Genomic DNA, 11,864 nt, shown 5'->3' on the forward strand with positions numbered 1-11,864 from the left:
CTCCCGCCCCCCTCCCGGGGGCGTTCGACGTTCGCTCCGACATGCGGTCCTCCTCCGGCCTGACCCGCGCGGCTCATGAAGTCCCCGCCGCGGCGCTCACCCCCTGCTCCCGGAGGCAGCCGTCCTCCATGCGCAGCACCCGGTCCGCCACCCCGAAGTAGCGGTCGTCATGGCTGACGACGAGGATGCCCTTGCCCCGGGCCCGCAGCTCCGCCAGCACGCGCTCGTAGAAGTGGGCGCGGAAGCCGGGGTCCTGGTCGGCGGCCCACTCGTCGAAGACGTAGAAGGGCCGGTCCTCCAGCAGCGCCAGCGCGAGCAGCAGCCGGCGCCGCTGCCCCTGCGACAAGTCGACGGTGGAGAAGGCCTTGTCGTGGGACTGGACCTTGTGGGCCAGTCCCAGCGACTCGATGCGGGCGTTCATCGCCGCATCGTCGGCCTCCACCCCGTCGAAGCGCTCGAACAGGTGCGAGTCCGGGAAGAGGGCCGAGAAGCACTGCCGCAGACGCTCGCGGTCCCCGTCCTCCACCGGCGTGCCGTCCAGGCACACCGTCCCCGCGTCCGGCGTGTAGAGGCCCGTCAGCACCTTGGTGAGGGTGGTCTTCCCACCGCCGTTGCCGCCAACGATGAAGACGACCTCGCCCCGGCGCAGCCGCAGGTCCAGCGGCCCCGCCGCGAAGGCCTCCCGCCCCGTGCCGTAGCTGTAGCGCACGCCGCGCAGCTCGATGACGTCGGGCGGGCGCGCCTCCGACACCTCGGTGGGCTCCGGGTCCAGGAGCGAGCCTCCCACGGCCTCGATGCGCTCCAGGGCGATGCTGGCGCGGCCCAGCATCGGCAGCCAGCCCAGCAGCGCCTGCAGGGGCCCCGCCAGATAGAGGATCGCCGTCGCGAACGACATGAGCGTCTCTCCGGAAGCCTCCGGGCCGGCGACGAGCAGGAAGGTCCCGAGCCCCGCGAGGAAGAGCGTTTCGCCCCATCCGGCAGCGACCGCGTAGGTCCCGGTGCCGCGGGTGTTGTGCTCGCGCACCAGCCGCAGGGCGCTCGCCAGCTCCTCGTCGAGGAAGGCCGCGCGCCGCGCGCGGTGGAGCTGCAGCTCCTTGATGCCGTCGAGCACGGCACGCAGCCCCTGGTACAACCGGTCCTGGTAGATGCGGGCCTGCTGGAGCGCGGCCAGGGCGTAGCGCACCGGCAGGGCATAGGTGAGCAGCCCCACGGCCGCCGCCCCCAGCAGCAACAGCATCAACCCCGGGTCGAGCAGGGCCAGGTAGACGAGCACGCCCAGGATGATGGCCAGATGGCAGAACGTGAGTGCCAGGCCCGGCACGGAGTTGCCCACCGAGGCCACGTCCTCCGTGAGCACGGCCAGCAGGCGGGGCCGGCCCAGCTCCTCGATGCGCCGCAGCGGCGTGGCGATGATGCGGCGGCACACCGACATCCGGAGCTGGACCAGCGCTCCATAGGTGAGCCGGACCAGCAGGAACTGCGACACGCTGCGGGACGCCAGCAGCACGAGGCACAGCCCCACGAAGCCAGCCACGCCGTTCGCGCGGGCCTCCGGGCTGCGCAGCAGGGAGTTGATGTACACCAGCAGCACCGTGCTGCTGATGCCCGCCAGCAGGCCCGTCAGCGCGACGACCGCGAGCTGCCGGGGCGAGACGCGCAGCAGGAAGCGCAGCACCCGATTCATGCCGCCCTCCCCGGGCCGGGCGCCGCGATGACGTGGAGCCGCTCAGCCATGCGCGCGCTTCCGAGCGACGAAGGCCACCGCCTGCTGGACCGACTCCAGGTTCTCCGGCAGCAATTCCATGTCGGAGATGATGATGGCAAACTCGCGCTCCAGGAACGAGACGAACTCCATCACCCCCATCGAATCGATGATGCCGTTCTGGAGCAGCGACTCCTCGTCCGAGAAATCCTCCGTGGAGAAGCGCGCCGCGACGAACCCGCGAATGCGCTCGCGGGCACTGCCCCCTTCGGAGGGCGATGGCGCAGTGGAAGGCATGGGGACCGGACGCTCCGGCGCCCGCACCGGCTCAAGGGCTGGCCAGCACCGCGTGCGCGCGAAGGGCGGGCCCGGCAGGCTCACGCGGCGACCCCCGCGTCCCGAGTGGAGCCGCGTGAAGTCCACCGCGCCTCCCGCCTCGTACAGCCGGGCGAGGGCCTCCAGCAGCTCCGTCCGCGAGCCACCCGCGCCCCGCACCAGCGTCGCCGTCCCGGCCCGTGCCACGACGTCCGGGAGCGAGCCCCCGGCGAGGTCCAGGAACACCGGCCGCTGCTCCGCCAGCGTGGCCAGCGCCTCCCGCAGCCGCTCGACGGCGAGGGGGGCACCGGCATCGGTGGCGGCCGCCGAGAGCGCCTCCTCGAGCGAGCACTGCCCCAGCACCGCGTCGATGACGTGGTGGGCCAGCCCCGTCCCCATCATCACCTCGGCGCTCACCCCCAGCGACTCCCAGAAGCGGATGAGCGCATAGAGGTCCGCGAAGGCGGTGGACACCTCGCTGGCGGCTCGCGCGGCGCGGGCGCACTCGGCGTGGGCCTCGCGGAAGCGGGGCTCGGCGCCGAGCCGCTCCCGGGCGGCGGGAGAAAGCCGGGCGTCGCCGGACACCAGGAAGACCACCGGCCGGGCTTCCGCGGGAGCGACGGCCCCTGCCTGGACGGAGCCCGCCCGCAGGGCCGCCAGCAGCTCGGGAAGGGTACGGGCCACGAGGGCCATCCGGTGAGGCCCGTGGTCGCGTCCCACTCCGAGGACGAACGAGATGTCCCTCGGGTGCTCCGCGCGGCGCTCCAGGTGCGTGGCGAGCCGCTGGCAGAGCTGCCGCAGCTGCCCGTCACTCCGGGCGGAGAGGGGGAAGAGCCAGGGCTCCGGGGCGTCCTCGCGCGGGGAGTGGGGCTCGGGGGCCTCCTGGAGGACGACGTGCACGTTGGTGCCGCTGATGCCGAAGGCGTTGACCCCCGCGCGGCGCGGCCGCGGGCCCTCCCAGTCCTCGCCCCGGGTGCAGACGCGAAGCGGGGACGCGGCGAGGTCGACGAGGGGGTTGGGCTTCTGGAAGTGCGCCGTCGGAAAGAGTCGCCGCCGCTCCAGGGAGAGCACCGCCTTCACCAGCCCGGCGATGCCCGCCGCCGCGTCCAGGTGGCCGATGTTCGCCTTGACCGAGCCGATGGCGCAGGCGCCGCGCCGCGACACCTGCTCACCGAAGGCGGCCGCGAGCCCCTGCAGCTCGATGGGGTCGCCGATGCGCGTGCCCGCGCCGTGCGCCTCGATGAAGGAGATGGACTCGGGCTGGACCCGCGCGTCGCGCCAGGCCAGGCGGACCGTCTCGGTCTGGGCCACGGGGCTGGGCGCGGCGAGCCCGTTCGAGCGCCCGCCGTCCTGGGTCGTCACGGAGCCGAGGATGACGGCCCGGATGGGGTCTCCATCGCGCAGCGCGTCCGGCAGCCGCTTGAGCAGCACCAGGGCGCCCCCCTCCCCCGCGCCCATGCCGTCCGCGTCCGCGTCGAAGGCCCTCGTGCGGCCCCGGGGAGACATGACACCTCCCACGCCCCACTGCGCCCAGGTGAACAGGCGGGTGTGGCAGGCCACGCCGCCAGCGAGCGCCAGGTCCGCGACGCCCGCGCGCAGCTGCCCACAGGCCAGGTGCACCGCGGCCAGCGCGGACGAGCAGGCCGTGTCGATGACGAAGGCGGGCCCCCGCAGGTCCAGCAGATAGGAGATGCGGCCCGCCGCGGCGGCCTGAAGGTTCCCCATCGACAGCGCGGAGCCGGTCTCCCCCAGCAGCTCCGAGTAGCCGGCGCGGCCGGGGGAGAGCACCACCGCGGTCCTGCTGCCCCGCAGGCTCCGCGGCCCATGGCCCGCGTCGTAGACCGCCCGGCAGGCCAGCTCGAGCGCGAGCCGGTGCTGGGGGTCCATGTGCTCGGCCTCCCACTGCGACAGGCCGAAGAAGGCCGGGTCGAACGCGTCGATGCGCTCGAGCAGCGCCACCGGGGGCACGTCGACGTCTTCGGGCACCCCGGCGTCGCGCTTGCGCTCCGCGGAGACAGGGCCCACGAGGTCCGTGCCCGCGTCCAGCAGGTCCGCGAATCGCTCCAGGTCCTCGCCCGCCCCGGGGAACGTCCCCGCCATCCCGATGATTGCAATCTCCGTCATCCGTGAACCTCGTCAGAGTTTGATGGCCCGGGCCCTGCCGCCGGCCGGAGCCGGAGGGGCCCGCTTCGCGTCGATGCGGCGCCCGAGCGCCTCGATGCTGTTGAGCTCGAAGAGGTCGGCGACGCGCAGGACGCCGGGCCACGAGCGCTCCAGCAGCTCGTACAGGCGCATGAGCCGCAGCGAGTCGCCACCCACCTCGAAGAACTTGTCGTGAACACCGAGCTCCCCTCGCTCGAGCACCTGCTCCCAGAGCCTCGCGAGGGCCTGCTCGGTCTGCGTGCGCGGCGCCACGCGGTCCGAGCGGATGGGCCTGGAGGTGGCTCCGCGCAGGGCGTCGCGGTCCACCTTCCCATTGGGAGTGAGGGGGACGTCATCGATGCGCCACAGCGCTTGCGGCATCATGTACGGCGGGAGCTGGCGCCGCACGAGCTCGCGCAGCTCCTCCTCCGTGCCCTCCTGCCCGGGGCGCCACACGATGAACACGGCGAGCTGGCCCTCTCCCCCGCCCTCCCGCGTCACCAACGCCACCGCCCGGGCCACGGCGGGGTGCGAGGTCAGCACCCCCTCCAGCTCGCCCAGCTCGATGCGGTGCCCGCGCACCTTCACCTGGGCATCCGTCCGGCCCAGGTAGTGGAGCGTGCCGTCCGGCGCGTGGCGCGCGACATCGCCCGTGCGGTACATGCGCGCCCCCGGCGTCCCCGCGAAGGGGTCCGGCAGGAAGCGCTCCGCCGTCAGGTCCGGCCGCCCGTGGTACCCGCGAGCCAGGCCGTGCCCGCCGATGAAGAGCTCGCCCGGGACGCCGCGCGGCACCGGACGCAGGCCCGCGTCCAGCACGTACATCGCCGTGTTCGCGATGGGACGCCCGAGGGGCACCGTGCCTGTCGCATGGGTGACTGGCCAGAGGCTGGACCACACGGCGGTCTCGGTGGGGCCGTACAGGTTCCACACCTCACCGGTGCGCGCGAGGAGCGCCTCCGCCAGCTCTCGCCCCAGCGCCTCCCCGCCACACAACGCGCGGAACCCCGGCCCTCCCGTCCAGCCGGCCTCCAGCAGCAGGCGCCAGGTGCTCGGAGTCGCCTGCATCACGCTGGCCCCCTCGCGCTCGAGCGCCTCGCGCAGCAGCGTGCCGCTCGACGCGACCTCGCGCGGGACGATGACCGCCTGCGCGCCCACGGTGAGCGGCAGCACCAGCTCCAGCAGGGAGATGTCGAAGGACAGCGTCGTCACGGCGAGCAGCACGTCGTCCGGACGCAGCCCCGGCGCCCGCGCCATGCTCGTGAGGAAGTTGACGAGCGCCCCATGCGCGACGGCGACACCCTTGGGGCGTCCCGTGGAGCCGGAGGTGTAGAGGATGTAGGCCAGCCGCGCCGCGGAGCATTCCACCGCGGGGGGTGTGTCGGGGAGCTCCTCGCCGCGGGCCTCCTCGAGGGCCATCACCGGGACGGCGCCGTCGTCCGGGAGCTGCCTGCGCAGCGCCCCCTGCACCAGCAGGGAGGACAGGCCCGCGTCGCGCGCCATGAAGGCCAGCCGCTCCACCGGGAAGGCCGGGTCGAGCGGGACGTAGCAGCCTCCCGCCTTGAGGACGGCGAGCAGCGCAACCACCATGTCCACGGAGCGGTCCAGGCACAGGCCGACCCGCCCCTCCGGTCCGAGCCCCAGCGCGAGCAGCCGGTGGGCCAGCCGGTTCGCGCGGCGCTCGAGCTCCGCGTAGGTGACGCGCTCGGAGCCGGCCCTCAGGGCGACGGAGTCCGGGGTGCGCGCGGCCTGCTGCTCGAACAGTCCATGGACGCTCACGTCCGGGTACCCGGCGCGCGTGTCGTTCCAGCGCGCGAGCCGCTCCGCGAGGCGCTCGGCCGGCTCGAGCTCCAGTGCCTGGATGGCGCGCTCAGGCGCGCGGCAGGCCTCCGCGAGCAGGGACAGGAGCTGCTCCACCATCTCTCCCGCCTGCTCCGGCGAGAAGAGGGCGGAGCTGTATTCGAGCCACCCGACCAGCTGCTCGCGCTCCTCGCGCAGCTCCAGGCAGAGGTCCGCCTTGGCCGTGCCCGTCTCCCCTGCTTCCGCCGTGGCCTCGAGCGTCCCGAAGTCGGGCGCCTCCACCAGCACGCCCTGCAGCGTCATCATCACCTGGAAGACGGGGCTGCGTCCGGCGCGCGAGGGCGCCTCCAGTCGCGCGGCCACCTTTTCGAAGGGCACGTGCTGATGGGCCAGCGCCTCCACCACCGACTGGCGCACCCGCGCCAGGAGCTGCTGATAGCTGGCGCCCGCCTCCACGCGCGTGCGCACCGCCACCGTATTCAGCAGCAGGCCCACCACCGACTCCAGCTCCGGCTGCACGCGCTGCGACACCGGGCAGCCCACCACCACGTCCTCCTGGCCCGTGTAGCGCCGCAGCAGGGCCTTGAAGCCCGCCAGTACCACCATGAAGAGGGTTGCCCCCTCCTGGCGCCCCAGCCGCCTCAGCTCCCGCGTCAGCCTCGCGTCCACCGCCACCGGCTGGCGCGCGCCCTCATACCCGGCCACCGCGGGCCGCGGCGTGTCCGACGGCCACTCCAGCACCGGCAGCGGCCCGCCCAGCTTCTGCTTCCAGGACTCCAGCGCCGGTGCCCACTCCCCGGACGCCTCCTCCTCCCGCTGCCACCGGGCGTAGTCGCGAAACCTCAACCCGGGCTCCTCCAGCCCCGCGTCCCTTCCCTCCACGCGCGCCCGGTACAGCGCCGCCACCTCCTCCACCGCCCGGTTCAACCCCCACGCGTCCGTCGCCACGTGGTGCACCACCAGCACCCACTGCCACTCCTCCTCCCCCAGCCGCTGCAGCGCCGCCCTCACCAGCCTGCCGCTTCCCAGGTGGAAGGCACGCCGCCCCACCTCTTGCGCCTTCTTCCGGGCCGCTGCCTCGCGCTCCCCTGGCGGCACCGCGCCCAGGTCTTCCACCTCCCACTCCACGCCCGCCCCTTCCTCCACCCGCGCCCGCAGGTGCCCGCCCTCCAGCACCAGTCCCGTGCGCAGCGCCTCGTGCCGGCGCACCACCTCGCCCAGCGCCCACTCCAGCGCCTCCACCCGCAACGGCCCGCGCAGCCTCACCACCACCGGCACGTTGTACGCCGCGCCCGTGTCGTCCTTCTCGTACTGCAGCCACATGCCCACCTGCCCCGCCGTCACCTCCGCCGGGCCTTCCCCTCGCTCCACCCGCCGCCTCGGCCGCCCCCGCGCCCGCACCTCCTCCACCACCCGCGTCAGGCCCCGGGCGCTGCGCGCCTCGAAGAGGGCCTTCAGCGGAAGCTCCACCCCCAGCGCCTCCCTCACTCCCGCCACCACCCGCACGCCCTGCAGCGAGTGCCCTCCCAGCTCGAAGAAGTCCTCCTCCACTCCCACGGCCTCTCGCCCCAGCACCCGCGCCACCACCGCCGCCACCAGCCGCTCCTCCTCCGTGCGCGCCGGCTCGCCTCGCGCCCCTTCCTCCACTCGCGGTGCCGGCAGCGCCGTGCGGTCCACCTTGCCGTTGGGCGTGAGCGGCAGCGCCTCCAGCCTCACGAAGGCCGAGGGCACCATGTATTCGGGCAGCCGTTCCTTGAGGAACGCGCGGAGCTCGGAGGGCTCGGGGGGCCGGGCGCGCGCGGTGAACCAGGCCACCAGCCGCTTGTCGCCGGGCACGTCCTCGCGCGCCAGCACGACGGCCTGGTGCACGGCGGGGTGGAGGATGAGCGTGGACTCCACCTCTCCCAGCTCGATGCGGAAGCCCCGCACCTTCACCTGCTGGTCGGCCCGCCCCTCGTACTCCAGCCGCCCGTCCCCGGACTGGTGAACGAGGTCTCCCGTCCGGTACATCCGTGCGCCCGCGGTGGGGCTGAACGGGTCCGGCAGGAAGCGCTCCGCGGTGAGGTCCGAGGCCCCGGCATACCCCCGGCCCACGCCCAGCCCGCCCAGGTACAGCTCGCCGGACACGCCGGGCGCGACGGGCTGGAGCCGTGCGTCCAGGACGTAGGCCCGGAGGTTGTCGATGGGCAGGCCGATGGAGGGCGCCTTCCCGTCCCCTTCCTCGCCGACGTCCGCCGCGGTCGCCACGACGGTGCACTCCGTGGGCCCATAGTGATTGACCAGGACGAACGGAGCTCCCGCGCCCGGACGCCTCGCCAGCCGGTCCCCGCCGGTGAGCAGGGCGCGGAGCTTCTCGCCATGGAACGCGGCCTCCACCAGGAGCCGCTCGGCCAGCGGAGTCGGGACGAAGGCCACCACCGCCCCGAGCGAGTCCAGCCACCGGCCGAGCCGCTCCGGCTCCAGCCGGGTCGCCTCGTCGGCGAGGCAGAGCACCGCTCCGCTCACCAGCGGGGGCCACACCTCCAGGACCGAGGCATCGAAGCCGAGCCCCGCCACCTGCGTGCTCCGCTCTCCCGGCTGGAGCGAGTACCGGCGCGCGTGCCAGCACACCAGGTTGGCGAGCCCCTCGTGCTCCAGCTCCACCCCCTTCGGTGTGCCCGCCGAGCCCGAGGTGAACACCAGATACGCGAGCTGCCGGGGCCAGGGCGCACGAGAGCGCCTCGCGTCGGATTCCCGCGCCCACTGCTCGCGCTCGGCGTCCATCCTCAGCACCCCGGCGGCCCCGGCCGGGACTCGCGCCGCGAGTCGCGCGTCCGTCACCACGAGCGTGGCCCTGGCGATGCCGAGCATCCGGCCCACCCGCTCCGGCGGAGTCTCCGGGGCCATCGCGACGTAGGCCGCCCCCGCCTTGAGCACCGCGAGCAGCGCCACCACGTAATCCGCCGACGGCCCGAGCAACACCCCGACGCGGGACTCCGTCCCCACGCCGCGCGCCCGCAGCGCGGAGGCGAGCCGGTTGGCCCGGGCTTCCAGCTCCCCGTACGTCAGGCGCTCGCCCGCGGCTTCCACCGCCAGCGCCTCCGGTCTCAGGTCGGCCTGGGCCTCGAACAGCTCGTGCACCCCACGCTCGAGCCAGGGATGCGGGCGCCCGGTCTCGTTCGCGCGAGTGATGACGAGGCGCTCCGCCTCGGTGAGGGCCCGGACCTGGGCCATGGGCACGTCCAACGCGTGCACCCGGGCCTCCGGGTTCGCGGCAATCGCCGCGAGGAACACCTTCCAGCGCTCCGCGAGCGCCGTCGCGGCCGCGGGCCCGAACAGGTCCGTGCTCAGTTGCAGCGTGCCATGGAGCGCGCCATCCAGCTCCGTCATCACCAGGGAGAGGTCCACCTGCGCGCTCGTCGAGCGCACCTCCACGGGCTCCAGCTCCATCCCGGCCACCCGGACGACCTTCCCCGGCCGGGGCACGATGAGCGCGTTGAACCCGGGATGCGAGCGGGGCCCCCGCTCATACGCGAACAGCGTCTGGAACACGGGGCTGTGTGGGGAGCCCCGCCGCACGTGGCTGCGCTCCACCATGAGCGGGAAGGGGAAGGCGGCGCGCCTCAAGCCCTCGCTCACCGACTGCCGCGCCTGCTCCACCCACTCCCGGAACGGCGCCTCCGGGTTGCCGCGCCAGCGCAGCGGGAGCGGATTGACCAGATAGCCCACCAGCTCGCGGACCCGGGCCTCGCGCCGCCCCTGCGTCGGCACGCCCACGGCGAGGTCCTCCTGCCCGGTGTGCCGGAACAGGAAGGCCCGGAACGCCGCGAGCAGCAGCGTGAAGGGCGTGACGCCCCAGGCCCGCCCCAGGCGCAGTAGCGCCCCGGAGGTGTCGGCTTCCACCACGACAGGGACGGTGATGCCCCCGAAGCCCCGCGCGGGAGGCCGTGGCCTGTCACCCGCCAGCGCCAGCGGCTCGACGCCCTCCACCACCTGCCGCCAGTACTGCTCGTCCTCGAACGCCCTCTCCCTCGCCAGGTAGGCCTGCTCCGCGGCCAGGGCTTCGGCTGGATGCCCGGCCTCCGGCAGGCGGTCCGGCCGGCCCTCCAGCCGGGCGGCGTACAGCTCGCCCAGGTCCCTCACCAGGAGCACCAGTGAGGCGAGGTCCACGACGATGTGGTGCGCGCAGAGCAGCAGCACGTCCCCATCCCGCCGCGCGTGGAGGCGCACCCGGAGCAGCGGCCCCCGTGACAGGTCGAACGGCTCGCGGGCCGCGGCCGAGAGCGCCTCCTCCAGCGCGGCCCCGCTCCAGGCCCTTGCATCCACCTGCTCGAAGCAGATGGAGGCCTCCTCCGAGACGCGCTGGTGCGGCGCTCCGTCGCGGAGGTGGAAGGTGGTGCGCAGCGCGGCATGACGCCGGGTCAGCGCCACCAGTGCATGGAGGAACGCCTCCACGTCGAGCGGCGTGAGCAACCGCACCGCACGGAAGACGTGGTAGGCGTCTCCGTCGGGCACCAGCTCGCGCAGGAGCCACAGCGCCTGCTGGCCCTGGGTGAGCGGAAGCTCCATGGGGGGCTGTCCTGATGAGTTCCCTGTTCGTTCGCGCATGAGCCACCGAGCCACTGCATCGCCGGAAGAGACACTGGGCCGCTTGCGCAAATTGCGTCAAGCATTGCGGACACGAGACGCCAGCCAGGCGGGTATTCGGTGCTGGGATGAAGAGCCCTCGACGTGGGGTTGGTGGCAGGTATTACAATTCCCGCCGCGGGGAGCCACCACCAACGCCGTGCCAGGCCAGGGAGATGAGGGATGGACGTGAACGAGGTCTGGTGGGAGCTGGGGAGTCGCTGGTCTCGCGCGGACCTGGAGGCGCTGCTGGCCCGCGTCTCGGAGCTGGACGTCCCGGGTGAGCGGGTGCTGGCGCTGGCCCGCGCGCTGGCGGGGACGCCCTTCCATTACGAATCCATGCTCTCCATTCCACCGCCCGGCTGTCTGCGGGTGCGGCTGGAGTCGCTCGACTGCGCGACGCTCGTCTACAACGTGCTGGCGATGGCGTACTCGCCGACGCCAACCGACCTGGTGCATCACCTGGCCCGCCTCCGCTATCAGCACGACGTCGGACGCCCCATCGACAGCGACCCGACGGATGGCAACATCCTCGGTTTCTCCTCGGAGTGCCTCCTCGGACAGGCCGCGGAGCTCGGCTACCTGAAGGATGTCACGGCCGACGTGGCGGGCGGCCCCGAGGGACTCACGGAGCTGGAGTTGGAGCTACGCGCCTGCCGACGGCCGCGCGAGCACGACCCCGACGAGCGGTTGGAGAAGCCGCGCTTCGGCGACGGACTCCGGCGCGCGCGCTTCCTGGCCCGCGCGGCCTTTCCCAGCGCCCGCTGGGAGCAGGTCCGCTCCGGAGACCTCATTGCCTTCACCCGCGGCCCTCGCCTCAAGGACGGCTCGGCCAATACGGACTTCGTCAACCACCTGGCGATCGCCGAGCAGACCGGTGGGACACCGGGCTTCATTCACGCGACACGTCACTTCGCCTGGAATCCCCACGCGACCCCGGACGCCCCGGTCCGGTGGACAGGCATCTTCTATGGCACCGGTCGACAGCGCGAGCAGATTGGCGTGGGCCCTGGGGGCGTCTACGCAGGAGACTCCACCGCCCTCGACGTGGAGGGCTCCCGGCTCCATGGCTACGAGATGGACAGACCCCGCCCCCTGCGCGACTTCGCGGAGGGTATCTTCGCGGGAATCTTCGTCCTGAGGCCCATCCCGCTCCCCGCCCGACCGGCCCCGACGGCACGGCGCGACGGCACGGCGTGAAGTCACTCCCACCCACCCGTATTCACGCGGGTTTCCCTCAAGGAGGGGCTGGCGGGCGCCGCCCTACAATGCTTGACGGCATGGAGCGGCCACACGCAGGATG

Annotated in this window: 4 protein-coding genes; 1 reads left to right on the forward strand and 3 read right to left on the reverse strand. The window is 73.5% G+C overall.

All coding sequences use genetic code 11. From position 1 onward, the window contains the following. Nucleotides 1-73: 73 nt before the first annotated feature. The 3 genes from G4D85_RS36670 to G4D85_RS36680 are packed head-to-tail and all read right to left on the reverse strand — an operon-like array spanning nucleotide 74 to nucleotide 10,504. Nucleotides 74-1,684 (reverse strand): cyclic peptide export ABC transporter, encoded by a 1,611-nt coding sequence (locus G4D85_RS36670; RefSeq protein ID WP_164018753.1) that lies wholly within the window; start codon nucleotides 1,682-1,684, stop codon nucleotides 74-76. A gap of 42 nt (nucleotides 1,685-1,726) precedes the next feature. Next, complete coding sequence (locus tag G4D85_RS36675; protein WP_164018754.1) at nucleotides 1,727-4,141, reverse strand: beta-ketoacyl synthase N-terminal-like domain-containing protein; 2,415 nt, start codon at nucleotides 4,139-4,141, stop codon at nucleotides 1,727-1,729. A gap of 12 nt (nucleotides 4,142-4,153) precedes the next feature. Beyond that, a complete protein-coding gene (locus G4D85_RS36680) occupies nucleotides 4,154-10,504 on the reverse strand; it encodes a non-ribosomal peptide synthetase (RefSeq protein WP_164018755.1) in 6,351 nt (2,116 codons plus the stop codon). A gap of 240 nt (nucleotides 10,505-10,744) precedes the next feature. On the opposite strand from G4D85_RS36680, the gene G4D85_RS36685 reads away from it, so the two are divergent. After that, a complete protein-coding gene (locus G4D85_RS36685) occupies nucleotides 10,745-11,761 on the forward strand; it encodes an N-acetylmuramoyl-L-alanine amidase-like domain-containing protein (protein ID WP_164018756.1) in 1,017 nt (338 codons plus the stop codon). The last annotated feature ends 103 nt before the right edge of the window (nucleotides 11,762-11,864 follow it).

The organism is Pyxidicoccus trucidator (assembly GCF_010894435.1).
Lineage (GTDB): Bacteria > Myxococcota > Myxococcia > Myxococcales > Myxococcaceae > Myxococcus > Myxococcus trucidator.

Bases quoted from the DNA above. Each gene is read 5' to 3' on its own strand.
- G4D85_RS36680 (WP_164018755.1), bottom strand. From the start codon at position 10,504: ATGGAGCTTCCGCTCACCCAGGGCCAGCAGGCGCTGTGGCTCCTGCGC.
- G4D85_RS36675 (WP_164018754.1), bottom strand. From the start codon at position 4,141: ATGACGGAGATTGCAATCATCGGGATGGCGGGGACGTTCCCCGGGGCG.
- G4D85_RS36670 (WP_164018753.1), bottom strand. From the start codon at position 1,684: ATGAATCGGGTGCTGCGCTTCCTGCTGCGCGTCTCGCCCCGGCAGCTC.
- G4D85_RS36685 (WP_164018756.1), top strand. From the start codon at position 10,745: ATGGACGTGAACGAGGTCTGGTGGGAGCTGGGGAGTCGCTGGTCTCGC.